This is a genomic window from Leucobacter massiliensis, from assembly GCF_002982315.1.
GTDB lineage: Bacteria > Actinomycetota > Actinomycetes > Actinomycetales > Microbacteriaceae > Leucobacter > Leucobacter massiliensis.
The window spans coordinates 12,816-37,381 of the sequence record NZ_MWZD01000012.1 but is presented as its reverse complement, the minus strand read 5'-3'; the positions used below and the strand labels follow the sequence as shown (position 1 = coordinate 37,381).

At 70.9% G+C, this 24,566-nt stretch carries 25 protein-coding genes; 22 read left to right on the top strand and 3 right to left on the bottom strand.

The genetic code is table 11. The features are described 5' to 3' along the window. Nucleotides 1-5 precede the first annotated feature (5 nt). The 5 genes from B4915_RS01185 (at nt 6) to B4915_RS01165 (ending at nt 3,632) form a co-directional block, all read left to right on the top strand. A complete protein-coding gene (locus tag B4915_RS01185) occupies nt 6-509 on the top strand; it encodes a Jag family protein (RefSeq protein ID WP_181158415.1) in 504 nt (167 codons plus the stop codon). A 68-nt stretch (nt 510-577) separates the two neighbouring features. Next, nucleotides 578-1,219 carry a 16S rRNA (guanine(527)-N(7))-methyltransferase RsmG gene (rsmG, locus tag B4915_RS01180; protein WP_105804029.1) on the top strand — a complete coding sequence of 214 codons (642 nt, stop codon included), beginning with the start codon at nt 578-580 and terminating at the stop codon, nt 1,217-1,219. Beyond that, nucleotides 1,212-2,129, top strand: coding sequence for a ParA family protein (locus B4915_RS01175; protein WP_105804028.1), 918 nt, complete (start codon nt 1,212-1,214; stop codon nt 2,127-2,129). The genes rsmG and B4915_RS01175 overlap by 8 nt, the downstream gene beginning before the upstream one ends. 3 nt (nt 2,130-2,132) lie before the next feature. Further along, complete coding sequence (locus tag B4915_RS01170; RefSeq protein ID WP_105804027.1) at nt 2,133-3,128, top strand: ParB/RepB/Spo0J family partition protein; 996 nt, start codon at nt 2,133-2,135, stop codon at nt 3,126-3,128. Nucleotides 3,129-3,182: 54 nt separating this feature from the next. Next, entirely contained in the window at nt 3,183-3,632 is a 450-nt protein-coding gene (locus B4915_RS01165) for an SRPBCC family protein (RefSeq protein ID WP_245907280.1), read from the top strand. 77 nt (nt 3,633-3,709) lie between these two features. Here the strand turns inward: B4915_RS01165 and trxA are convergent, their stop codons facing one another. The 3 genes from trxA to B4915_RS01150 form a co-directional block, all read right to left on the bottom strand. Beyond that, complete coding sequence (gene trxA, locus B4915_RS01160; protein WP_105804025.1) at nt 3,710-4,033, bottom strand: thioredoxin; 324 nt, start codon at nt 4,031-4,033, stop codon at nt 3,710-3,712. Nucleotides 4,034-4,088: 55 nt separating this feature from the next. Next, nucleotides 4,089-5,036, bottom strand: a complete 948-nt coding sequence (trxB, locus tag B4915_RS01155) for a thioredoxin-disulfide reductase (protein WP_105804024.1) — start codon at nt 5,034-5,036, stop codon at nt 4,089-4,091. Between the two features lie 99 nt (nt 5,037-5,135). Next, nucleotides 5,136-7,388 carry a DUF6049 family protein gene (locus B4915_RS01150; RefSeq protein WP_146119994.1) on the bottom strand — a complete coding sequence of 751 codons (2,253 nt, stop codon included), beginning with the start codon at nt 7,386-7,388 and terminating at the stop codon, nt 5,136-5,138. A 112-nt stretch (nt 7,389-7,500) separates the two neighbouring features. On the opposite strand from B4915_RS01150, the gene B4915_RS01145 reads away from it, so the two are divergent. The 17 genes from B4915_RS01145 to araA all read left to right on the top strand — a co-directional run bounded on the left by B4915_RS01145 (nt 7,501) and on the right by araA (nt 24,553). After that, nucleotides 7,501-8,949 carry a CCA tRNA nucleotidyltransferase gene (locus B4915_RS01145; RefSeq protein WP_105804022.1) on the top strand — a complete coding sequence of 483 codons (1,449 nt, stop codon included), beginning with the start codon at nt 7,501-7,503 and terminating at the stop codon, nt 8,947-8,949. Beyond that, nucleotides 8,946-9,737: a PIG-L family deacetylase gene (locus B4915_RS01140; protein ID WP_105804181.1), complete on the top strand. Its 792-nt coding sequence runs from the start codon at nt 8,946-8,948 to the stop codon at nt 9,735-9,737. Before B4915_RS01145 ends, B4915_RS01140 begins: the two co-directional genes overlap by 4 nt. A gap of 124 nt (nt 9,738-9,861) precedes the next feature. Continuing rightward, complete coding sequence (gene rpsF / locus B4915_RS01135; protein WP_105804021.1) at nt 9,862-10,224, top strand: 30S ribosomal protein S6; 363 nt, start codon at nt 9,862-9,864, stop codon at nt 10,222-10,224. Between the two features lie 3 nt (nt 10,225-10,227). Next, nucleotides 10,228-10,755, top strand: coding sequence for a single-stranded DNA-binding protein (gene ssb / locus B4915_RS01130; protein ID WP_105804020.1), 528 nt, complete (start codon nt 10,228-10,230; stop codon nt 10,753-10,755). Between the two features lie 56 nt (nt 10,756-10,811). After that, nucleotides 10,812-11,072, top strand: a complete 261-nt coding sequence (gene rpsR, locus B4915_RS01125; RefSeq protein ID WP_017884085.1) for a 30S ribosomal protein S18 — start codon at nt 10,812-10,814, stop codon at nt 11,070-11,072. A 13-nt stretch (nt 11,073-11,085) separates the two neighbouring features. Next, complete coding sequence (rplI, locus tag B4915_RS01120) at nt 11,086-11,535, top strand: 50S ribosomal protein L9 (protein WP_105804019.1); 450 nt, start codon at nt 11,086-11,088, stop codon at nt 11,533-11,535. Between the two features lie 518 nt (nt 11,536-12,053). Then, nucleotides 12,054-13,430: a replicative DNA helicase gene (gene dnaB, locus B4915_RS01115; RefSeq protein ID WP_105804018.1), complete on the top strand. Its 1,377-nt coding sequence runs from the start codon at nt 12,054-12,056 to the stop codon at nt 13,428-13,430. 148 nt (nt 13,431-13,578) lie between these two features. Next, the gene (locus B4915_RS01110) at nt 13,579-14,151 is read left to right on the top strand and encodes a DUF308 domain-containing protein (RefSeq protein WP_105804017.1); all 573 of its coding nucleotides are present in this window, start codon (nt 13,579-13,581) and stop codon (nt 14,149-14,151) included. A 20-nt stretch (nt 14,152-14,171) separates the two neighbouring features. Further along, nucleotides 14,172-14,459 (top strand): ABC transporter ATP-binding protein, encoded by a 288-nt coding sequence (locus B4915_RS01105; protein ID WP_105804016.1) that lies wholly within the window; start codon nt 14,172-14,174, stop codon nt 14,457-14,459. 231 nt (nt 14,460-14,690) lie between these two features. After that, complete coding sequence (locus tag B4915_RS01100; protein ID WP_105804015.1) at nt 14,691-15,725, top strand: LacI family DNA-binding transcriptional regulator; 1,035 nt, start codon at nt 14,691-14,693, stop codon at nt 15,723-15,725. 171 nt (nt 15,726-15,896) lie between these two features. Further along, nucleotides 15,897-16,901: an ABC transporter substrate-binding protein gene (locus tag B4915_RS01095; protein WP_105804014.1), complete on the top strand. Its 1,005-nt coding sequence runs from the start codon at nt 15,897-15,899 to the stop codon at nt 16,899-16,901. A gap of 72 nt (nt 16,902-16,973) precedes the next feature. After that, entirely contained in the window at nt 16,974-18,506 is a 1,533-nt protein-coding gene (locus tag B4915_RS01090; RefSeq protein ID WP_105804013.1) for a sugar ABC transporter ATP-binding protein, read from the top strand. Further along, on the top strand, nt 18,503-19,609 hold the full coding sequence (locus tag B4915_RS01085; protein WP_105804012.1) for an ABC transporter permease: 1,107 nt from the start codon (nt 18,503-18,505) through the stop codon (nt 19,607-19,609). Before B4915_RS01090 ends, B4915_RS01085 begins: the two co-directional genes overlap by 4 nt. Further along, nucleotides 19,606-20,658, top strand: a complete 1,053-nt coding sequence (locus tag B4915_RS01080) for an ABC transporter permease (RefSeq protein ID WP_105804011.1) — start codon at nt 19,606-19,608, stop codon at nt 20,656-20,658. The genes B4915_RS01085 and B4915_RS01080 overlap by 4 nt, the downstream gene beginning before the upstream one ends. Before the next feature lie 12 nt (nt 20,659-20,670). Continuing rightward, nucleotides 20,671-21,384, top strand: coding sequence for an L-ribulose-5-phosphate 4-epimerase (locus B4915_RS01075; RefSeq protein ID WP_105804010.1), 714 nt, complete (start codon nt 20,671-20,673; stop codon nt 21,382-21,384). Beyond that, entirely contained in the window at nt 21,381-23,006 is a 1,626-nt protein-coding gene (locus B4915_RS01070; protein WP_105804009.1) for a xylulokinase, read from the top strand. Before B4915_RS01075 ends, B4915_RS01070 begins: the two co-directional genes overlap by 4 nt. A 53-nt stretch (nt 23,007-23,059) precedes the next feature. Beyond that, nucleotides 23,060-24,553 (top strand): L-arabinose isomerase, encoded by a 1,494-nt coding sequence (araA, locus tag B4915_RS01065; protein ID WP_105804180.1) that lies wholly within the window; start codon nt 23,060-23,062, stop codon nt 24,551-24,553. Nucleotides 24,554-24,566: the final 13 nt, after the last annotated feature.

Here is a 24,566-nt window from a genome sequence, read left to right as displayed (position 1 = left end):
GCATCGTGAGCACTGACAGCGTCGAAGCGCACGCCCAGGACGCCGAACCCGATCTCGAGGTGCTCGAGGCCGAGGGCGATCTGGCCGCCGACTACATCGAAGGGCTGCTCGACATCGCGGATCTGGACGGCGACATCGACATCGACGTCGCCAACGGCCGCGCCTATGTCTCGGTGACCGGAGGCGGTGCCGAGCTGGACCGTATCGCGAGCCCCGATGCCGTGCAGGCCCTGCAGGATCTCACCCGACTCGCCGTCCAGGCGAAGACCGGGCACTTCACGCGGCTCATCGTCGATGTCGCCGGCTCGCGAAGCGCGCGTGCGCTCGAGCTCAAGGGCATGGTCGACGCCGCCGTCGCGCAGATCGCCGCCGGACGCGAAGCGGTGGAGCTCGAGCCGATGTCCTCCTACGAGCGCAAGCTCGTGCACGACGAGGTCGCCGAGCGCGGATACCACTCGGAGTCCCGCGGCGAGGGCAGGGACCGGCGCCTCGTCATCAGCCGCGGCTGATCCCGTCGTTTCACGTGAAACCCGCACTGGCCGGGGACTCGGGCGAGCCGGGAGAAGTTGAGGAGACCATGACTACTGCAATCGAAGCGGAACCTCCGAGCGCCGCGGAGATCGCGGGAGACAGGATCTCCGTGCTCCGTCGTTTCGCCCGCGATCTGGGCGAGCGCGGCGAGGAGCTCGGACTCATCGGCCCTCTCGAAGCCCCCCGGCTGTGGACCAGGCACCTGCTCAACAGCGCCGTGCTGGCGCCGCTCATCGACTCGGGGGCGCGGGTCGCCGACATCGGCACCGGCGGCGGCATGCCCGGACTGGTGCTCGCGATCGTCAGGCCCGACGCGAGCTTCCGGCTGATCGAGCCGATGGAACGTCGTTGCAGCTGGCTGCGCGAGCAAGCCGAGCAGCTCGGGCTGGAGAACGTCGAAGTGCTGCGCGGCCGGGCCGAGGAGTACCACGGGGCGTTCGAGGTGGATCAGGTGACGGCGCGCGCGGTGACCGCGTTGCGCAAGCTCGTGCCGATCGCCGCTCCCCTGCTCGCGGACGGCGGTGAGCTCCTCCTGCTCAAGGGAAGCTCGGTGCAGAGCGAGATCGACGCCGCCCGGAAGCAGCTGCGGCACTCCGGCGTGAAGGACTTCACGATCGAGGAGCTGGGTGCCGGCCTCCTGAGCGAGACGACCCGCGTCTTTCGGGCTAAAATCGATAGACATGGCTGAAGCGGAGAAGTCGCTCGTCGGCGACCACCTCGTCGATAAGATCCGGCGACGCCGCAAACTCGCCGAGACCGTCTCGCCCCTCCCCGATCGACCGCGCGTCATCACGGTGTCGAATCAGAAGGGCGGGGTCGGCAAGACGACCACCACGGTCAATCTCGCCTCCGCGCTGGCCCGCCGCGGTGCCAACGTCCTCGTCATCGATCTCGACCCCCAGGGCAATGCCTCGACAGCCCTCGGCGTGCCCCACCGGCCCGAGGTGACGAGCGTGTACGACGTGCTGCTCGGAGACACCGGCCTGGGCGAGGCGCTGCAGCCCACCACCGATCACGAGAATCTCGCCTGCGTGCCGTCCACGATCAACCTGGCCGGCGCCGAGATCGAGCTCGTCTCCCTCGTGGCACGCGAGCAGCGACTGCGCACCGCACTGCAGGCGTTCCTCGCGGAATCGGAGCGCGAATACCACTACGTCTTCATCGACTGCCCGCCCTCACTGGGGCTGCTGACCGTCAACGCCTTCGTGGCCGCCGACGAGGTGCTCATCCCGATCCAGTGCGAGTACTACGCGCTCGAGGGCTTGAGCCAGCTGCTGGGCAACATCCAGCTCATCCAGAAGCACCTCAACCCCGGCCTGCGCATCTCCACGATCCTGCTGACGATGTACGACGCGCGCACCAATCTCGCGCAGGAGGTGGCCGGAGAGGTGCGGGCCCACTTCCCGGATCAGGTGCTGGCGGCGGTCATCCCGCGCTCCGTGCGCATCTCGGAGGCTCCGAGCTACGGACAGACGGTGCACGCCTACGACGGTGCCTCGATCGGGGCGCTCGCCTATCTGGAGGCGGCGGCGGAGATGGCGGAGCGCGGCCCCGGCGTGGGGAACGGCACAGTCGGCACGGAACAGGGAAAGGCGTAGCGCATGGCGACGAAGAAGCGAGGCGGGCTCGGTCGCGGGATCGGTGCGCTCATCCCTCAGCCCCCGACGGGCGGTGAGCGCCCCGTGGACGTGTTCTTCCCCGAGGGCGGTTCCGTCGCATCGGACGCTCCGGCTGCCGTGAGGGATGAAGCGGACACCGCGGGCTCGGAACTGCAGGAGGTCCCCGGCGCGCAGCTCACGCGGCTGCGGGTCGAGGAGATCGTCCCCAACCGCGCACAGCCCCGGACCGAGTTCGACGAGGACGCCCTCGAGGAGCTCACGCACAGCGTCCGAGAGTTCGGGGTGTTCCAGCCGATCGTCGTGCGCGCCATCGAGCCGACGCCCCAGGAGGGCGAGCCGCGCTACGAGCTGATCATGGGCGAGCGGCGTCTGCGCGCCTCCAAGCGCGCCGGACTCGAGACGATCCCCGCGATCGTGCGCAGCACGGCCGACGAGCACATGCTCCGAGACGCGCTCCTCGAGAACCTGCACCGCGCTCAGCTCAACCCGCTCGAGGAGGCGTCTGCCTACCAGCAGCTCCTCGCGGACTTCGGCATCACGCAGGAGCAGCTCGCCGAGCGGATCGGACGATCGCGACCCCAGGTGTCCAACACGATCCGCCTGCTGCGCCTGCCGGAACCGGTGCAGGCCCGGGTGGCCGCCGGCGTGCTGACGGCCGGGCACGCGCGCGCGATCCTGTCGCTCGACGGTGACGGTGAGGCCATGCAGCGCCTCGCCGACAAGATCGTCAACGAGGGGCTCTCAGTGCGGGCCGCCGAAGCGGCCGCCGCCGAAGAGCCGAAGCGCCGGCTCCCCAAGCCGCGCGCCGGAGGGGTGCAAGCCCAGCTCGGCGAGATCGCCGAGCGGCTCGGCGATCGCTTCGACACGCGGGTCGCGGTGAAGCTCGGCGCGAAGAAGGGGCAGATCATCATCGACTTCGCGACGATCGCCGACCTCAAGCGGATCCTCTCGGAACTCGACGACCCGGGCTTCGGGTAACGTCGTCGCCGGCCTCCGCTGTCGCGGAGCCGCGGGATGTGCTTGACTGAATCCGTGACCCAGGAACAGCGCATCGTCAGCGTCGAGCGTCTCGTGCAGGCCGAGGCGGCGTCCATCTTCGAGCTCATCGCCGACCCGGCGCAGCAGCCGAGCTGGGACGGCAACGACAACCTCGCCTCGGCGGAGCCGGGGCAGCGGGTGCGGCGCGCCGGTGACGTCTTCGTCATGCACAACACGGGCGGGCACATCCGCGAGAACCGCGTCGTCGAGTTCGAGGAGGGACTGCGCATCGCGTGGAAGCCCTCCCCCGTCGGCGGGCCGGCTCCCGGCCACCTGTGGCGATGGGAGCTCGAGCCCCGGCCCGAGGGCGGCACGCTCGTGCGGCACAGCTACGACTGGACCGAGCTCGACGACCCCTCCCGCTTCCCGCGTGCGCGCTCCTTCGACGCCGCAGCGCTTCGCGCCTCGCTCGACCGGCTCGCGGCGCTCGCCGAGTCCCGCTGAGCGGGCGGCGAGCCGGACACGAAAGGGCGGAACGGAGCCGATGCTCCGTCCCGCCCCTGCGAGCCTGGCGCCCGGGCTCAGATGATCCCGTTCAGCTGCTCCTCGATCATCGGCTTCGGCATGGCGCCGATGATCTCCCGCACCTCCTCGCCCCCCTTGAAGACCTTCATCGCGGGAATCGAGGTGATGCGGTACTGCGCCGCGAGATTGGGGTTCTCGTCGACGTTGAGCTTGGCGATGACGAGCTTGCCGTCCTGCTCGGAGGCGATCTCGTCGAGCACCGGAGCCACGGCGCGACAGGGGCCGCACCAGGCCGCCCAGAAGTCGACGAGGACGGGGACCTCGCTCTGCAGGACGAGCTGCTCGAAGTTCTGCTCGTCCACGGTGATGGCTGCGCTCATGGTGTTCCCCTTTCGGTGGGCGGTCGTGCGGGCCGCTCGGCGAGCGACCGGTGGTTCAGAGGGCGGCGGCCGGCTCCTCGGCAGGCAGCGCGGCCAGGAAGTGCTCGGCGTCCAGCGCGGCGACCGTGCCGGAGGCGGCGGCGGTGATGGCCTGGCGATAGCTCGGATCGATCACGTCGCCCGCGGCGAAGACGCCGGGGGCGGAGGTGCGTGAACTGCGTCCCTCGACGGCGATCGTGCCCTCCGGAGTGAGCTCGAGCTTGCCGTGGACGAGGTGCGTGCGCGGATCGTTGCCGATGGCGATGAAGAGGCCCTCCACCGGGAGCTCGCGCTCGGTGCCGTCGACGGTGTCGCGCAGGGTGATGCCGGAAACCTGAGCCTCGCCGTGGATCGCGGTGACCTCTGCGTTCCAGACGAACTCGATCTTCTCGTTGTCGAAGGCGCGCTGCTGCATGATCTTCGAGGCCTTCAGCTCCTCGCGGCGGTGGATCACGTACACCTTGTCCGCGAAGCGCGTGAGGAAGGTGGCCTCCTCCATCGCCGAGTCGCCGCCGCCGACCACGGCGATCGTCTTCTCCCGGAAGAAGAACCCGTCGCAGGTGGCGCACCACGAGACGCCGTGACCGGAGAGGCGATCCTCATCGGGCAGGCCGAGCTTCCGGTAGGCCGAGCCGGTCGCGTACACGACGGTGCGCGCCTCGTGGACGGCGCCGTCTCCCGTCGTCACGCGCTTCACCTCGCCCGAGAAGTCGACGTCGACGACGTCCTCGTACGCCACCTGGGTGCCGAAGCGCTCGGCCTGCTCCTGCATCTTCTGCATGAGCTCCGGTCCCTGCACGCCCTCCGGGAAGCCGGGGAAGTTCTCGACGTCCGTCGTGTTCATCAGCTCCCCGCCGATCGCGACCGAGCTCGCGAAGAGCAGGGGCTTCAGGCCGGCGCGCGCGGCGTAGATCGCCGCGGTGAAGCCGGCCGGTCCGGAACCGATGATGATGATCTGGTGCATGAGGCTCCTCGCTCGATGCGGTACGGGGCGGACGGGCCTCCCCGAGCGGGATGGTGCACGGCGGACCGCGCTGAGAGTACAACCCATCCTAGGGCCGGGCTATTCCGCGCCCCCGGGGCCGGCGGCGCGGCGGCGGACGCTCCGCCACGTTCCGAAGCCGAGCAGCAGCGCGGCGAGCACGCCCAGCACCCACAGCGCGATCGTCTCGAAGCTGCTGCGGATCGTCACGGGGAGGGTGCTCGTGAAGACCGTCGGATCGCCGGAGGCCGCGGACACCGTCACGACGATCCCCGACTCCCCCGAGGACACGCGGCTGCGCACGGGGACGAGCAGGCGGTCGTTCGACTCGGCCGCCACTGCGACGTCGGCGAAGCGACGCTCCTCGACCGCGAGCGCGGCAGAGGACGGAGCCACCTCCACCGTGACGAGCGCATCGAAGGGGAGGGCGTTGCGCAGCTGCACCGGAAGGCGGGTCGAGCTGCCCACCAGCTGGGTGTGTTCTGTGCTGATGACGCGGACGCCGCCGAGGAGCTCGGAGTCACGCTCGCGGAACTGCGCCGCCACCGTCTCGAACTCCGCCTCCGCGTCGGCGTAGCGCGTCGCGAAGAGGTCGAGCAGGCGCGCGCGCTGATATCCGCTCAGGTACTCGGGATGGACGAGGACCGCGCCGAGCTCCGTGATCGAGGACTCGCGCGCGGCGGCGGCGCGCAGCAGCTCGAGCCGTGACTCGTCGGTGCCGCCCGCGCGCAACTCGATATCGCCCTCCGGCAGCGCCGACACCGGAGCCGGGGAGAGCCAGTCGAGGGACGCGAGCAGATCGAGGACGGCAGCCGGCTCGGAGGCGTCGGCGACGGCTCCGCGATCGAGGCCGAGCAGCACCGGATCGGAGCCGCCGCTCGCTGCGAGCGCGAGTCGGGAGCTGAGCTCGGCGGCGCCGGCGGCGCGTTCGGGCTCCGTCGCGCCGGCGAGCGCAGCGCGCGCCGCCGCTCCGAGCGCGTCATCGGTGACGAGGGCCTCGGAGCGCTCGATCCGGCCGCGGCTCGCAGATCCTTCGACATTGCCCGAGCCGAGCACCACGGTGGACAGCCCCGAGTCGCGCAGCAGCGCCAGGGTCTCACTGTCGACGGCGCCGTTCGCCGGCCACGCCGCGGCCAGGCCCTGCGGCCAGCTGAGCAGCTCGTCGAGGCTCGGGAGCTGCGGCCGCGACGGAGTGCCGTCCTGAGCGTCGTCGTCGCCCTTCTCGCCCTCCTCGCCCGGCGTGGCGTCGGTGCTTCCGCTTCCCTCCTGCGCGCCGGATGCGGCGTCGTCGCTCGCAGAGGAGCCGCCCGCGGCCTCGGAGCCGTTCGCGTCCTCCGGCTTCGGGGTGCCCGAGCGCGGGGTGGGCGAGGGCGTGCTGGGCTCGAAGTCGCCGAAGCGGGAGACGAAGTCGAGGCTGCTCGGCGCGAGCAGCGAGGTGTATCCGAGCGCTGCCTGGGCGGCCGGGTCGGCGTCGGCGAACTGCAGTAGGAAGCTGGGGAGGGTGCTCTGCTCCAGACGTGTCAGGAAACGGGAGGCGCTCTCGGGGACATCGGCGCCGTAGGCACGGATTCCCGCGATCACCCGCGGGTCGATGGCGAGCGTCGCCTCCTGTGCCCGTGCGCGGGTGAGCAGCTCGTCCCAGGCGGGGACGATCTCCTCGAGCTGGCGGCGCGTCGGCAGGGTGCGGATCTCGGAGGGCAGCACGATCGGGACGATCACGGCGAGGCGGAGGCCGGGCGAGGCCGCGGATGCCCCCTCTCCCGATCCGGCTGTGCCGCCGGCCGCGGCCCCGGGACTCCGCCACACGAGCGAGGTCGTGCCGCTCAGCGAGACCTCCTTCCCGGCGTCCCCGGCGTCGCTCACGAAGGAGCCCTCCACCACGTAGACGCCGGCATCGCTCAGCGGAGGCAGTTCGGCCTGGGGCACCGAGACGGTCGCGAGCTGCTCCCCTTCGGCGGCGGTCTCTCCGAGCGTCGACTCGGCGAGACGCAGCGTGGCCGAGGGGGGCGCTGCGTCGAGCGCGGCGGCGTCCCGCAGCGGGGCCGCCGAGATCCGCAGCTCCAGCCGTCCGCCCGGAACGGGATCTTCGCCCGGATTGCGCAGCAGCACCTCGAAGGCGAGATCGGTGTTCTCCCGGATCACCGACTCACGGGGAGCGAGCACGAGAACGGGTCCGGAGCCGTCCGTCCCTTCCTCCTGAGCCGGAGCGGGAGCGGGCGCGGGAACCGCGGCGGCGGGGCGTGCGAGTGCGGGACTCGCGGAGGTGCCGATGATGCCGAGCGCCAGCAGAGCCGCGAGGGCTGCCCGCACATGGCGCCGTCGAGCTGGAGACATGTGGCTCAGTCTAAGAGGTCGCCCCGGGAGCTCAGGTCTCCTGCGGTGCGCCGGGCGCCGCCCGGGGCGCCCGCGGCCTCTGCCGCCCCGGGCGCCCCGGTACGCTTGAGGGATGCCCACCCTCGCCGAATCCATGCAGGCGCTGCGGACCATCGCGGCCTCCGAGCCGGTCGCCACCCTCGCCGCCGCCTTCGCAGCACGCGGCCACGAGTTCGCCCTGGTCGGGGGGCCGGTGCGCGACGCCCTGCTGGGCCGCCCCGTCACCGACCTCGACTTCACGACCTCGGCCCGTCCCGAGGAGACGCGCGAGATCCTCGACTCCCTGACCCGGAGCGTCTGGGACGTCGGCCGCGACTTCGGCACCATCGCCGCACGGCTCGGGGGCGAGGACGTCGAGATCACCACCTACCGCGCGGAGAGCTACCGCGAGGACTCGCGCAAGCCCGAGGTCCGTTACGGCGACACCATCGAGGCGGATCTGGTGCGACGCGACTTCACGATCAACGCCCTCGCGCTCATGCTCCCCGATCTCCGCCTCGTCGATGTCGGTGCCTCCTCGGAGAGCGGCGCCGGCGGCGTCGAGGACCTGCTGGCCGGGGTGATCCGCACGCCCGGCCCGCCGGAGGACTCATTCACCGACGATCCGCTCCGCATGCTGCGCGCCGCACGCTTCGCCTCCCAGCTGGGCTTCACGGTCGCTGCCGAGACGCAGGAGGCGATGGCGGAGTTCGCCGAGCGGCTCGACATCGTGTCGGCGGAGCGCGTGCGGGACGAGTTCGTGAAGCTGCTGCGCACCGCCGACCCGGATCCCGGCCTCCGGCTGCTCGTCGACACGGGGCTCGCCGAGCGCTTCCTCCCCGAGTTCACCGCGCTGCGCGCCACGCAGGACGATCACGGACGGCACAAGGACGTGTACGAGCACAGCCTCACGGTGCTGCGTCAGGCCATCGAGCTCGAGCACTCCCGCGCCCACGAGCCCTCCCCCGACGTCGTGCTCCGCATCGCGGCGCTGCTCCACGACATCGGCAAGCCGGCCACGCGCCGCTTCGAGCGCGGCGGCGTCACCTTCCACCACCACGACGTGGTCGGCGCCAAGCTCGCCCGCAAGCGCCTGCGGGAGCTGCGCTTCGACAACGACACGGTGAAGCGCGTGTCGCGGCTGGTGGAGCTGCACCTGCGCTTCTTCGGCTACAGCGACCAGCAGTGGACCGACTCGGCGGTGCGCCGCTACGTGCGTGATGCCGGGGAGGAGCTGGAGCGCCTGCACATCCTCACGCGCGCGGATGTGACGACCCGAAACCGGCGCAAGGCGGAGCGCCTGGAGCACGCCTACGACGACATCGAGCGGCGGATCGGCGAGCTCGCGGAGGCCGAGGAGCTGGCCGCCGTGCGGCCCGAGCTCGACGGCGAGCGGATCATGGCGATCCTGGGGGTGCCCCCGGGACCGATGGTGGGCCGGGCCTACAAGTTCCTGCTCGAGCTGCGCCTCGACGAGGGTCCGATCGGCGAGGCGGCGGCCGAGGAGCGACTGCGGCAGTGGTGGGCGGAGCAGGGGGCATGACGGTGCAGGATCCGGCGGAGTGGTTCAACGGGCGGCCGCGCATCATGTTCGTGCACGCGCACCCCGACGACGAGTCCATCACGACCGGCGGCACGCTGGCGGCGCTCGCCGCGGCGGGCCGGGAGCCGCTGCTCGTCACGCTGACGCGCGGCGAGCGGGGCGAGGTCGTGCCGGGGCCGCTCCAGGCGCTCGCGGGCACGCACGGCCTCGCGATCGTGCGCCAGAACGAGCTGCGCACCGCCCTCGACATGCTGGGGGTGGTCCGCCACGCCTTTCTCGGCGTGGAGCCCGCGCGTGCAGCGGGCCTCTCCCCCGTCATCTACGAGGACTCGGGGATGGCGTGGGGGGCGGATGGCCGTGCCACGGCCGCGCCGTCGTCGGGAGCCGAGGCGCTGACGAGCGTCCCCGCGGTCGAGGCACTGAACGATCTGCTCGCCGCCGCCTCCCGCGCCGGCGCGCAGGGCATCGTCAGCTATGACGACGGGGGCGGATACGGCCATCCCGACCACGTCCTCGCCCACCGCCTCTCCCGGGCGGTCGCCCAGGGGCTCGGGATCCCGTTCTGGGAGATCGTCACGGCCGGGACCGGGAGCGCGGGCGAGGAGGCCTCGCCCGCGTGCGAGTCCCACGACGTGACTGCCTGGCTCGAGCGGAAGCGGGCGGCGCTGCGCGCCCACGGCACCCAGCTGACCGTCGACGGTGATGACATCGTGCACGTGGGCGGGCAGCGCGAGCCGATCGGCCGCATCGAGACCTTCCGCAGGATTCCGGGAGCCGATCCGGCCTGAAAGTGGTAGGCTGTTCAAGTTGTCTGCGCGCGGAACGATCCGTTCGGCTCGCGGGCACGATGCACAAGCACCCTCCTGCCGCAGAAAGCCTGCGGCCGTGAAGTCCGAAGGAGGTGGGTCAGTAATGCATCCGTACGAACTCATGGTGATCCTCGATCCCGGTATCGACGAGCGCACCGTGGCCCCCAGTCTGGAGAAGTTCCTCGGCGTCATCCGCACTGCGGGCGGCGAGATCGAGAACGTCGACATCTGGGGCAAGCGCCGTCTGGCCTACGAGATCAAGAAGCAGTCCGAGGGCATCTACGCCGTCGTGAACTTCACCGCGAGCCCCGAGGCGACCGCCGAGCTCGACCGTCAGCTGGGTCTCTCCGAGGCCGTGCTGCGCACGAAGGTGCTGCGTGCGGACGAGCTCATCGCCCAGCGCGCCGCCCAGGCCAAGCACGATCAGGCCAAGGCCGCTCGCGCAGCCGCGAAGGCGGGCGCGTAGCTCATGGCCGGCGAGCCGCTGATCACCGTGGTCGGCAACCTGGTTGCCGATCCCGAGCCTCGCGTGAGCCAGGCGGGCAAGTCGTGGGTGACCTTCCGGATCGCCTCGACGCCGCGCGTGCGCGACCGTCAGTCCGGCGAGTGGTCGGACGGCGAACCGCTGTGGCTGGGGTGCCGCGCGTACGGTGAGTACGCCGACAACATCGCAGCCTCGCTCACGAAGGGCATGCGCGTCATCGTGCAGGGCCGCCTCACCCAGCGCAGCTACACCGACAACCAGGGGCAGCAGCGCACCTCGCTCGACCTCGAGGTCGAAGAGGTCGGGCCGTCGCTCCGCTTCGCCACCGCTCAGGTGACCCGCGGGCAGGCTCGCGGTCAGGTCGGAGGCTTCGGCGGCGGACAGCCGCAGGGCCAGAGCAGCTGGGGCAAGCCCGCCGGGCAGCAGCAGGACAACCCCTGGACCAACTCGGGCCAGGGCGGTGCCGGCGGCGGCGACTTCGGTGGCGGGTTCGACGACGAGCAGCCCTTCTAAGGCAGAACACTTCTTGATCCGGCAGCCCCGGATCGCATCACGAAAAGAGACCACATATGGCAGGCAAGTCCAGCGGCGCAGGCCGCAAGCCGGGTCGCGGCAAGAACGCCAAGACCCTCGCACCCGCGAAGAAGCAGACCGTCGGCGTCATCGACTACAAGGATGTCGCGACGCTGCGCAAGTTCATCTCTGAGCGCGGCAAGATCCGCGCCCGCCGCATCACCGGCGTGTCCGTGCAGGAGCAGCGTCTGATCGCGAAGGCCGTGAAGAACGCCCGCGAGATGGCTCTCCTCCCCTACGCCGGCTCCGGCCGCTAAGGAGTAGACCATCATGGCGAAGGTAATTCTCACGAACGAGGTCCAGGGCCTCGGTTCCGCCGGTGACGTCGTCGACGTCAAGAACGGCTACGCCCGCAACTACCTCGTGCCCCAGGGCTACGCGGTGCACTGGACCCGCGGTGGCGAGGCCCAGGTCGCTCAGCTGCGTGCGGCGCGCGAGGCCCGCGCGCTCGCCTCGGTCGAGGACGCGCAGGCGCTGAAGGCGAAGCTGCAGGAGGGCAAGATCCGCCTGCAGGCCAAGACCGGCACCGGTGGCCGTCTCTTCGGCTCCGTCAAGCCGGCTGCGGTCGCCGCGGCCGTGTCCGAGGCGGGCCTGGGCGAGATCGACAAGCGCAAGATCACGGTTCCGTCGATCAAGACGACCGGCGAGTACCGCGCGATCGTGCACCTGCACGACGGCGTCGACGCCGAGGTGACCCTGCAGGTCATCGCGCAGCGCTGAACGCCCTCCGCGAAGGCGGGGCGGGGAGCTCTCGGGCACCCCGCCCCGCCTTCGCGTGTCCGCGCTCGGAGCGGGCGCCTGAGGGGGTGCTGCGGCCGGCGGAACCGGCTCGCACCGAATGCGCTGCGGAACCGAACCGCCGGTGAACATCGCGAAACGCCCGGCCGCGGGTGCGTCTTGACAAACAGCCTCTGCCCACCGATTTCTCCACACCCCGCGCCCTCCCCCAAGCCTCAAGTTCTACCTGAAACTTGAATAACTTTTCGGCTGTGGATTTTGAAAACACCTGATCAAGGCCGAATATCTCACTATCCTCCACAAGCCATCCACAGTTTGTCCCCAAGCGTGTGGACAAGCCGCGGCGCGAAGGGGTGAGTTGTCCACGAAGTTATCCACAGGATCGATCCCCCGCTTCCGGCGGACATTTGAACCCCGCGCGCAGCGGCCCTACGGTGAATGTCCGGGGTCCGGTGTCTGATGGTTCGGTAACCACCCCGACGACGTGAAGGAGTGAGCGAGTGTCCATCGCACACCTGGGGATCAGCGATCCCTTCGCGGAGGAAGAGGCCCGCGGCCACGAACGCACGCCGCCCTACGACCTCCTCGCAGAGCAGAGCGCGCTCGGCGGCATGCTGCTCTCGAAAGACGCCGTCGCCGACGTCACCGGCCTCCTCAAAGGGCCCGACTTCTATGTGCCCAAGCACGAGGTCATCTACGAGGCGGTGCTCGCGCTCTACTCCCGGGGCGAGCCCACCGACGTCATCACCGTCACCGACGAGCTCACCAAGAGCGGGGAGTTGCAGCGCGCCGGAGGCGCCGAGTACCTCCACACGCTCACCAGCATCGTCCCCACCGCCGCGAACGCGAGCTTCTACGCCGAGATCGTCGCCGAGAAAGCGCTCCTCAGGCGGCTCGTCGAAGCAGGTACCCGCATCGTCCAGATGGGCTACGCGGGCGAGGGCGAGGCCATCGACCTCGTCAACGTCGCCCAGTCCGAGATCTACGGGGTCACCGGCGAGAGTCAGGGCGAGGACTACGTCCCCCTCTCGCTCGCCGTCGACGCGGCCCTCGAAGAGATCAACAAGGCGAACGCCGCCGCCGACGGCATGCTCGGCGTGCCCACCGGCTTCAGCGAACTCGACGCCATGACGAACGGCTTCGCCGGCGGGCAGATGATCATCATCGCCGCCCGTCCCGCCATGGGAAAATCGACCCTCGCCCTCGACGTGGCACGCAACGCCTCCGTCCACGCCGATGCCCCCACCGTCTTCTTCTCCCTCGAAATGGGCCGCGCCGAGATCGCCATGCGGCTCCTCGCCGCCGAAGCCACCATCCCCATGCAGACCCTCCGCAAGGGCGCCCTCGACAACCGGGACTTCCAGAAGCTCGCCGCCACGCAGGCCCGCATCGCGGAGAAGCCGCTCTTCATCGACGACAGCCCCAACCTCACCCTCGTCGAGATCCGCGCCAAATGCCGGCGTCTCAAGCAGCAGCACGGGCTGCGCATGGTCGTCATCGACTACCTCCAGCTGCTCTCCAGCGGCAAGAAAGCCGAAAGCCGCCAGCAGGAAGTCAGCGAGTTCTCCCGCGCCCTCAAGCTCCTCTCCAAAGAGCTCGACGTGCCCGTCATCGCGCTCTCCCAGCTCAACCGAGCCTCCGAGCAGCGCGCGGACAAAATGCCCGCCATCAGCGACCTCCGCGAATCCGGCTCACTCGAGCAGGACGCCGACATGGTCATCCTCCTCCACCGCGAAGCCGTCGGCGACCGGGACAGCCCACGAGCCGGCGAAGCCGACTTCATCCTCGCCAAGCAGCGCAACGGTCCCACCGGCACCGTCACCGTCGCCTTCCAGGGCCACTACTCCCGCTTCCAGGACATGCCGCAGGGCGTATGAGCCCTGACGCATCCGCGAGCGGAGATGCGCGCCAGGAAGGCAGCGCGGATCGAGAGCCGGGGGCGGGGACCGACCCTGCGGGGCGGGGATCGGCGGTCAGGATGCGCCGGTGCGGCCGGGGTAGACTGAAGGCGAAGAAAGGGGAGTGATGGCCGCCGCAGCGACGAGCACCGGACCGTCGACGACCCCGGAAACTCCGGTGCCCCGCACCGTCCGGCTGGTGCGGGTGGGCGCGCTGCTCGCCTCCGGCATGGCCATCGCATTCACCGCCCCGCTGCACGAGCAGCTCGGCTTCGACCGAGGCGTGTCCGCCATCGCCCTCGGCGCACTCGGGATCGCCCACCTCATCGAGTGGCGTGCGCGCCGCGGAGTGCCGGCGTATCCGGTACCGCTGCTGCTCGGCCTCGCCGCCGTGCTCGCGGCCCTCGCCCTCCCCTTCGCCGGAACCCCGATCCTGTTCGCGTGCGTCATCGCGGCGTGGGGGCTCGTGAGCGGGCTGCTCGAACTCGTGGGCAACGCGCTCATGCGCACCGACGGCCGCTCCGACCGGGTGCTGCTCGGGGCCTCCGGGATCCTGCTCGCCCTCCTGTGCCTGCTGGTCAGGGAGGATCCCGTCGCGGTACTCGGCTTCTTCGGCGCCTACGCCATCGTCGCCGGCGTCTTCCTGGGCATCTCCGCCTTCGACGTCCGGCGCCCGGAGCCCGCGCGCGACGACCACTGACACCGACAGGAAAGCAGACGATGAGCATGCCGCCCGAGCCCGCAGAGCAGAGCCCCGTGACCCCGTCGCGACGGGACCGCCTGCGGCCCCTCGAACTCGTCGGCTTCGCCGGGGTGCTCGGAGTGTTCGCGGGGCTCGTCGTCCTCATGGCGACGCGCGACTGGCTGCTCGCACTCGTCTTCCTCGGCCTCGGCTTCATCGTTTCCGTCGTGATGGTCGCCCTCGTCGGGCTCGGCGGGAAGCCCAGCCAGGAAGACCTCGACGCGCGCAAGGACCTCCAGCGCCCCGACAGCGACACCTGGCACTGAGCCCCCCTCCCCGCGCCGGGAGCTTACGCTTCTGGCACCACCCTCCCCGAGAGGCCGGCTCCCTCGCCGCGCGGAGCTCCAGGGTCCGGCGCGCCGCCGCCTGGAGAAGAGAGCGGTAACATCGGCGGCGTTGCGCCACCTATAGTGGTCTTCGTGAGGTCGCGGCCTCTGCCGCCCTACGCGGCCGCGCGGACCGTAGCCGCGCCACACGGAGCAGTGAGGGAGGTGCCGATGAGCGACACGCGAAACACGGCGCGCCCCAACATCTACGACGTCGCGAAGCGAGCGGGCGTATCGCATATGACCGTCTCCCGCGTGCTCAACGAGCACCCGAACATCCGCGAGAGCACGCGCGCCAGGGTGCACTCCGCGATCGAGGAGCTCGGGTACCAGCGCAGCGCCACCGCCCGTGCCCTCGCCACACGCCGGGCCATGCGGCTGGGCGCGCTCGTCGACAACCCCGTCGAGTACGGCCCGAACAGCATGCTGCGCGCCTTCGAGACCGCCGCGCACGATGCCGGATACTCCGTGGGATCGTTCACGGCCACCGATGAGGAGGCCCGGGGGGTGGACGCGGCGATCGAGCGCCTGCTCGCCCAGGATCTCGACGGCCTCTGCGTGATCGCGCCGCGCGCCTCGTCGACGCGCAAACTGCAGCGTCGCAAGCTCGCCGTTCCGACGATCCTGCTGATCCCGGAGCGGGTGCCCGGGGCCGCGACGGCCTCCGTGGACCAGTACGGCGGTGCCGGGCTCGCCATGGCCCACCTCGTGGAGCTCGGCCACCGCCGCATCGCACACCTCTCGGGCCCGCTCGACTGGTACGACGCGCGAGAGCGCCGCCGCGCCTGGGAAGACGCGCTCGCCGGACTGCCGGATTCCGCCGCTCCCGAGACGCTTCTCGCGGAGGGCGACTGGACGGCCGACTGCGGCTATCGCTGGGCGCTGGAGCTCGAGCCGGGAGCGTGCACCGCGGTGTTCGCGGCGAACGACCAGATGGCCCTCGGCGTCATCCACGGCCTCACCGAGCGCGGGATCCGCGTCCCCGAGGACGTGAGCGTCGTCGGCTTCGACGACATCCCGGACTCCCGGCACTACCTGCCGCCGCTCACCACCGTGCGGCAGGACTTCTCGTCGCTCGGCGCCCTCGCCCTGCAGCTGCTGCTCGCCACGATGGCCGGGGAGGGAGCCGAGGGACTGACCGTCATCCCTCCCGAGCTGGTCGTGCGCGGGTCGACCGCCGCGCCGGCGTGGCCCCTGGGGAGCTGAACTGTTCGCGGTAACAGTCTCGTAACGAAGCGGAAAGAACCACGAAACCCCACTTGCCACGTCAAGTGTTAGCGCGCACAATTTGGAACAGGATCAATTCGGGGTGATGCCGATCACGGCGCCTGCGACCAGGCGCCGCACACAATCCTGAATCTCGAGGAGGAGAACACCATGACACGCAGCAAGCGCATTCTGGGCGTTGCCGGTCTGCTGGCGTCGAGCGCGCTGGTGCTCGGCCTTGCCGGCTGCTCGACGGGCGACGGCAACGGCGGCGGCGCGGGCGACGGCGGCGCCGAGGACACCGTCAACATCGGCTTCGTCGCGGTCGGTCCCGAGGGCGGCTGGCGCGAGGCCAACGAGAAGAACATCCAGGAGACCTTCTCCGCCGACGAGGGCTACAACCTCAAGTACGCCCCGGCCACGAACCTGGACCAGAAGTCGCAGATCGACGCATTCACCTCCTTCGTCGACGAGGGGGTCGATGTGATCCTGCTCTCCGCCACGGAGGCCACCGGCTGGGAGGAGTCGCTCAAGCGCGCGCAGGAGGCGGAGATCCCCGTCATCCTGCTCGACCGCGGCATCGAGCCCGACGACACCGATCTGTACGTCACCCGCATCGCGCCCGACAACGCCACCGTCGCCGAGGCCGTCGGCGACTGGGCCGTCAAGCAGTTCCCCGACGGCGGGAAGTACGTCGTGCTGGAGGGCCCCGCCGGCGTCGGCGTGGTGAACGAGCGCAACGCCGGCTGGGACAAGGCCGTCGAGGGATCCAAGCTCACCAAGGTCGCCGCGCAGACCGCGAACTGGTCGACTGAGGAGGGCAAGAGCGTCACGGAGACGCTGCTGAAGTCGAACGGCAACGACATCCAGCTCATCTTCGCCCAGAACGACGAGATGGGCCTCGGCGCCGTGCAGGCCGTCGAAGAGGCCGGGCTCACCCCCGGCGAGGACGTGAAGATCGCGACCATCGACGGCACCAAGCCCGCACTCGAAGCCCTCGCCGCCGGCAAGCTGAGCTTCGTGCACGAGTACAACCCGCTGTTCGGCGAGCAGGCCGTCGAAGCCGTCAAGGCCGCGCTCGACGGCGAGCAGATCGACTCCTACGTGCTGGTGCCGAGCCAGGCCTTCGACTCGCCCGAGGCCGCCGAGGCGGCCCTGCCCGACCGCAAGTACTGATCACCGGGGCCCGGGGGCTCGCAGCCGGCGAGTCCCCGGGCCCTTTCCACCCCTCCCGGAGGAGCAGGAGCCATGACACAGCACGTCGCACCCAGCGTGGAGATGCGCGGGATCACCGTGGAGTTTCCCGGAGTGAAGGCGCTCGACGGCGTCGGCCTCCGGCTCTTCCCCGGCGAGGTGCACGCCCTGATGGGCGAGAACGGCGCCGGCAAGTCCACCCTCATCAAGGCGCTCACGGGCGTCTATCGCACGAGCGCCGGCACGATCACGGTCGGCGGCGAGGAGCGCAGCTTCACCGGCACCGCCGACGCGCAGGCGGCCGGCATCGCCACCGTCTACCAAGAGGTCAACCTCGTCACCAACCTCTCCATCGGGGAGAACGTCATGCTCGGCCACGAGCGCCGCGGCCCCTTCGGCGTGAACTGGCGCGCCACGCACCGCGCCGCCGCCGAGGCGCTGGGCCGGCTCGGACTCGGGCACCTCGACACCCGCAAGCAGCTGTCGTCGCTCTCCATCGCGGTCCAGCAGCTCGTCGCCATCTGCCGCGCCATGGTGATCGACGCGCGGGTCCTCATCCTCGACGAGCCCACCTCGAGCCTCGACGCGAATGAGGTGGCCGGACTCTTCACCGTGCTGCGCAAGCTGCGCGACGAGGGCGTGGCGATCCTCTTCGTCTCCCACTTCCTCGACCAGATCTACGAGATCAGCGACCGCATGACGATCCTCCGCAACGGGGAGTTCGTCGGCGAGTACGCGACCGCCGAGCTGGACCGGCACGAGCTGATCGCTCGCATGATCGGCAAGGATCTCGGAGCCCTCTCGGCACTGGGCGGCAACCGTCGCTCCGAGCAGCGCGACCACGCCAGCGAGGCACCGCTCGTCGCAGCGGAGGGCATCGGCCGCCGTGGCGCCCTCGCGCCCACCGACGTCGAGGTATACCCCGGTGAGGTCCTCGGCGTCGCAGGCCTCCTCGGCTCGGGACGCACCGAGCTCGCCCGGCTGCTCGCCGGCGCAGACCGTGCCGAAAGCGGTGAGCTGCGCATGCACGGCGAGCGGATCGAGCTGCGCTCACCGGCGCAGGGGCTCGCGCACCGGATCGCCTACTCCACCGAGAACCGCCGCGACGAGGGGATCGTCGGCGAGCTCACCGTGCGCGAGAACATGATCCTCGGCCTGCAGGCGCAGCGGGGATGGGCCCGCCCGATCCCGCGACGGGAGCAGAACGAGATCGTCTCCCGCTACATGACGGCGCTCGGCGTGCGCCCGGCGGATCCGGAGCGGATGATCAAGAACCTCTCCGGCGGCAACCAGCAGAAGGTGCTGCTGGGGCGCTGGCTCGCCACGCAGCCCGAGCTGCTCATCCTCGACGAGCCCACCCGCGGGATCGACGTGGGCGCGAAGGCGGAGATCCAGGAGGCCGTCGCGGAGCTCGCCGAGAGCGGCGTCTCCGTCGTCTTCATCTCCTCCGAGCTCGAGGAGGTCGTGCGGCTGAGCGAGCGCATCGTCGTGCTCAAAGACCATCGGAAGATCGGCGAGATCGTCAACGGGCCTGAAGTCACGGCCCAGACCATCGTCGACGTGATCGCAGCGGAGGACCAGCGATGAACGGCTCGAAGGGGAGCGGCGGCGCGCTGCGTCGCTGGGTGCAGAGTCCGATCTTCTGGGGGGCGGTCGCGATCCTCGTGCTGCTCGCCCTCAACGTGGCCAAGGACCCGGGCTACCTCGCGATCTCGGTCAACCCGGCGAACGGCAATCTCGTCGGCAATCTCATCGACATCCTCCGTGCCTCGGCGCCGATCCTCATGATCGCACTCGGCATGGCGCTCGTGATCGCGACGGGCGGCATCGACCTCTCGGTGGGCTCGGTGATGGCCGTATCGGGCGCCACCTCCATGGTCTTCCTGAAGGGGGCAGGCGCGGACCCCGGAGCCGCCTTCGCGGCCCTCGGCCTCGCCCTCGGCATCAGCGCGGTGCTCGGCCTCGTGAACGGCGTGCTCGTCGCGTACGTCGGACTGCAGCCCTTCATCAGCACCCTCGTCATGATGCTCGCCGGGCGCGGACTCGCGAAGGTCATCACCGGAGGCCAGAACACGAACGCCGAAAACGGCCTGTTCCGCTGGATCGCGAACGGCTACGTCTTCGGCATTCCCGTGGTCTTCCTGCTCGCCGCCGCGGTCGTCGTCATCGTGGGGCTCGTCGTGCGCCGGAGCGCACTCGGCCTCATGGTCGAGGCCATCGGCATCAACCCCCGCGCCAGCCGCATGGCCGGCGTGAAGCCGCGCGGGCTCCTCCTCGCGGTGTACACGCTCAGCGGGATCCTGGCGGGCGTCGCCGGTGTCTTCGCCGTCTCGACGGTGATGACGGTCGACGTCTCCCGCACCGGCTATCAGATGGAACTCGACGCGATTCTCGCGGTCGTGATCGGCGGGACGGCGCTCACCGGCGGCAAGTTCTCGATCGCGGGCGCCGCCGTCGGGGCGCTGCTCATCGCCACCCTCGACAAGACGGTGCTCTTCCTCGGCGTCTCCTCCTCGGCGACCCCGGCCTTCAAGGCGGTCGTGATCGTGGTGCTGTGCCTCGCCCAGTCCGAGCGGGTGCGCGCCTGGTTCGTGCGGCGCCGGCGAGCGGAGGGAGCCGGCCAGCCGGGCCAGCTGCCGCAGACCGCGCTGTTGAAACTCGCCGGCGAGCGGAAGGAGACCGAGGCATGAGCGACACCCTGACCCCCGCGGAGGTGCGCAATCCCCGTGCGGCCGATGAGCCCGGCGCGCTCGAGCGGTTCCGCCGCGCGGTGACGACGAACCTCGCGATCCTGCCCACGATCGCCTCGCTCGTCATCTTCGTCGCCATGATCGTGTTCGGCGAGATCTCCTACGGCCGCATCGTGCAGATGGGCACCATCTCCAATCTGCTCATCAACAACGCGCACCTGATCGTGCTCGCCATCGGCCTCACCTTCGTGATCCTCACCGGCGGCATCGACCTCTCCGTCGGCGCGATCGTCGCCTTCTCGAGCGTCGCCGGCGTCATGCTCGCGCAGGCGGGATGGCCGCCGCTGCTCGCGATCGTCGCCATGATCGGCATCGGCAGCCTCTTCGGCCTCGTCTCGGGCATCCTCATCCAGTACTTCCATGTGCAGCCCTTCATCGCGACCCTCGCGACCATGTTCCTCGGCCGCGGCCTCGCGTCGCTGCTGAGTACCCAGCCCGAGCGGCTCCCCGACGAGTCCGGCGTGCTGTGGCTCGCGACGAAGTGGAAGATCATCGACGGGCCCAAGGTCAACGACCTCGTGGTCACCCCCGGCCTGCTGCTCGCCGTCGCGATCGTGCTGCTCGCGCTCTTCGTGCTGCATCGCACCCGCACCGGGCGCACCGTCTACGCGATCGGCGGCTCCGAGGCCTCCGCGAAGCTCATGGGGCTTCCCGTCGCACGCACGAAGGTGCTCGTCTACGTGATCAGCGGGACGCTCGCCGGCATCGCCGCGGTGATCTATACGGCGCGACTCGGCACGGCCCAGAACATCACCGGCATCGGCTGGGAGCTGGACGCGATCGCCGCGGCCGTCATCGGCGGCACGCTCCTCACCGGCGGCTTCGGCTACGTCCTCGGATCGGTGGTCGGGGCGCTCGTGCTCGGTCTCATGACCGTGCTCATCACGCGCGACGGCGGCATCCCGCCCGAGATGACGACGATCATCACCGGCGGGATCCTGCTGGTCTTCGTGCTGCTGCAGCGCGTGGTCACCCGGGCGAGACACTAGGAGGGGGAGAGCATGTCAGCATCGCGATTCAGTCCCGAGGTCGAGGCGGCGATCCGTGAGGTGCGCGCGGAGGTGGCGCGGCTCCACGCCGAGCTCGTGCGCTACGGGCTCGTCGTGTGGACGGGAGGCAATGTGTCCGGCCGGGTGCCCGGCGCCGATCTCTTCGTCATCAAGCCCTCGGGCGTCTCCTACGACGAGATCACCCCCGAGAACCTCGTGCTCTGCGAGCTCGACGGCACCGTGGTACCCGGTACGCCCGGAAGCGAGCGCAACCCCTCCTCGGACACCGCCGCGCACGCATACGTCTACCGGCATATGCCAGAGGTGGGCGGGGTCGTCCACACCCACTCGAGCTACGCGGTCGCCTGGGCGGCGCGCGGCGAGGAGATCCCCTGCGTCATCACCGGCATGGCCGACGAATTCGGCGGACCGGTGCCGGTCGGGCCGTTCGCGATCATCGGCGACGACTCGATCGGCCGCGGGATCGTGGAAACGCTCCGGGGGCACCGGTCCCGAGCCGTGCTCATGCAGAACCACGGCCCCTTCACGATCGGCGTCACCGCGAAGGACGCCGTCAAGGCCGCGGTGCTGCTCGAGGACGTCGCGCGCTCCGTGCATCTCGCGCGGGAGGCGGGGCCGCTGATCCCCATCCCGCAGGACGACATCGACCGGCTCTACGCGCGCTACCAGAACGTGTACGGCCAGGCGGAGGACGACCGGCGATGAGCGGCAAGGGGGGAACCGCGCGAGGCGGGGCCGGGACGGCGCCGCTCGGCACCGCGCTCGGGATCGAGCTCGGTTCGACGCGCATCAAGGCCTGCCTCATCGACGACGCGAGCGGCGAGGTGCTCGCCACCGGATCCTTCGCGTGGGAGAACCGATACGTCGACGGCCTCTGGAGCTACGATCTCGACGAGGTGTGGGCCGGCGTGTCGGGAGCCTTCGCCGCGCTCGCCGAGCAGCTGCGGGAGCGCACGGGCGTCCGCCTCGAGCGAGTGGGCGCGATCGGCGTCTCCGCCATGATGCACGGCTACCTCGCCTTCGATGCGCGCGGCGAGCAGCTCGTGCCGTTCCGCAGCTGGCGGAACACGAACACGGGTCCCGCCGCCGAGCGGCTCTCGGCGCTGTTCGGGCGCAACATCCCCCTGCGCTGGTCCATCGCCCACCTCTACCAGGCGATGCTCGACGCGGAGCCCCACCTGCCCGAGCTCGACTTCTGCACCACCCTCGCGGGCTATGTGCACTGGCGGCTGACGGGGGAGCGGGTGCTCGGCGTCGGCGACGCCTCCGGCATGTTCCCGATCGACGGGGCGGGACGCGACTACGACCCCGCGTGCCTCGCCGCCTTCGACGCGCTCGCGGGGGATGCGCTGCCGCCTGCCGCACGCGGTGGCGGGGTGCGCGCGCTCCTGCCGAGCGTGCTCCCGGCAGGAGCGCCGGCCGGCCGGCTCACGGCCGAGGGTGCGCGCCTCCTCGACCCCAGCGGCGTGCTCCAGCCGGGAGCGCCGCTCTGCCCGCCCGAGGGCGACGCGGGCACCGGCATGGTCGCGACGGGCGCCGTCGCGCCCCGCACCGCCAACGTCAGCGTGGGCACCAGCGTCTTCGCCATGGTGGTGCTCGAGCGCCCGCTGCGCGGCGCCCATCCCGAGGTCGACCCGGTGACCACCCCCGCCGGTCACCCCGTCGCGATGGTGCACTGCAACAACGGGGCGAGCGAGCTCGCCGCCTGGGCCGAGGTCTTCGGGCAGTTCGCCGCCGCGCTCGGCCACCCGGCCGGCAGCGACGAGGTGTTCCGCGCGCTGTACGCCGCCGCCGGGACCGGCGCCGCGGACGCCGGCGGGATCCTCACCTACAACCAGATCTCCGGTGAGCCCGTGGCGGGCCTCGCCGAGGGACGGCCCCTGATCGTCCGCACCCCCGGATCCGAGCTGAGCCTCGCGAACCTCATGCGCGCGCAGCTCTACGGCGTCTTCGCGGCGCTGAGCCTCGGCCTGGAAGCGCTGAGCGAGGAGAGCGTCGAGATCGACCGCATGCACGCCCACGGCGGCGTCTTCCGCACCGCCGGCGTCGCCCAGCAGGCGCTCGCCGATGCGCTCGACGCGCCCGTGTCGGTCGCCGAGACCGCATCTGAGGGCGGTGCCTGGGGGATGGCGCTGCTCGCCGCGTACCTCGGCGCCGCGGCGGAACGGCCACTGGGGGAGTACCTGGACCGGATCGTGCGCACGCGCAGCGAGAGCGCGATCCGCGATCCGCATCCCGAGAGCGTCGCCGCCTACCGCCGCTTCCTCGCCCGATACCGCTCCGGGCTCGCGGCGGTCGCCGCCGCCGCCGCCCTCCCCGCGAACTGATGCACGACCCGAACCGCAAAGGACCCCACATGCCCACCACCCCCGCCGGCCCGATGAACCGCCTCGACGGATACGAGGTGTGGTTCGCCACGGGCAGCCAGCTCCTCTACGGCGAGGAGACGCTGCGGCAGGTCGCCGATCAGTCGCGCGAGGTCGCGGCCGGACTCCGCGAGCTGCCGGTCCGCGTCGTGTGGAAGCCCGTCCTGACCGACAGCGAGTCCATCCGGCGCCTCGCGCTGGAGGCCAACGCCGAGGACCGGGTGATCGGCGTGATCGCCTGGATGCACACCTTCAGCCCCGCGAAGATGTGGATCGCGGGACTCGACGCGCTGCGTAAGCCGCTGCTGCACCTGCACACGCAGGCGAACGTCGCGCTGCCGTGGGACGAGATCGACTTCGACTTCATGAACCTGAACCAGGCGGCGCACGGAGACCGGGAGTTCGGCTACATCCAGACCCGGCTCGGCGTTCACCGCAAGACGGTCTCGGGGCACGTCTCCGATCCGCGCGTCCGCGCCGAGGTGGAGCAGTGGCAGCGGGCTGCGGCCGGCGTGGCAACGGCACGCTCGCTGCGCCTCGCACGATTCGGCGACAACATGCGCTACGTCGCCGTGACCGAGGGCGACAAGACCGAGGCGGAGCTCGTCTTCGGAGCGCAGGTGAACACCTGGAGCGTCAACGAGCTCGCCGAGGCGGTCGCGGCGGCGGGGGAGCGGCAGATCGATGCCCTCGTGGAGGAGTACGCGGAGCGCTACGAGGTGGCGCCCGAGCTGCTGCCGGGCGGCGAGCGACACGCCTCCCTGCGCGACGGCGCCGCGATCGAGCTGGGCCTGCGCTCCTTCCTGGAGGAGGGCGGCTTCGGCGCCTTCACCACGAGCTTCGAGGACCTCGGCGCGCTCCGGCAGCTGCCGGGCCTCGCCGTGCAGCGGTTGCAGGCCGAGGGCTACGGCTTCGGCGCCGAGGGCGACTGGAAGACCGCGCTCCTCACCCGCGTCGCCAACGTGATGGGCGCCGGCCTGCCGGGCGGCGTCAGCCTCATGGAGGACTACACCTACGATCTGATCCCGGGTGCGGAGCGGATCCTCGGCGCGCACATGCTCGAGGTGTCGCCGTCGCTCACCACCGCGCGCCCGCGGCTCGAGGTGCACCCGCTCGGCATCGGCGGCAAGGACGATCCGGTTCGCCTGGTCTTCACCGCGGATCCCGGGCCCGCTCTCGTGGTCGCGCTGAGCGATATGCGCGAGCGCTTCCGGCTCGTCGCGAACACCGTCCAGAACGTCGAGGCGCCGGAGCTCCCGAAGCTGCCCGTCGGCCGCGCGGTGTGGCGCCCCGAGCCCGACTTCGCGACCTCGACCGCGTGCTGGCTCGCGGCGGGCGGTGCGCATCACACCGCCATGACCACGCAGATCGGCGTCGAGGTGTTCCGCGACTTCGCCGACATGCTCGGGGTGGAGCTGCTCGAGATCGGAGCGGACACCACCGAGCGGGCCTTCCACCGCGAACTGCAGTGGAACCAGGCGTACTATCGACTCGCGCAGGGCTTCTGAGCCGCGGCGCCCG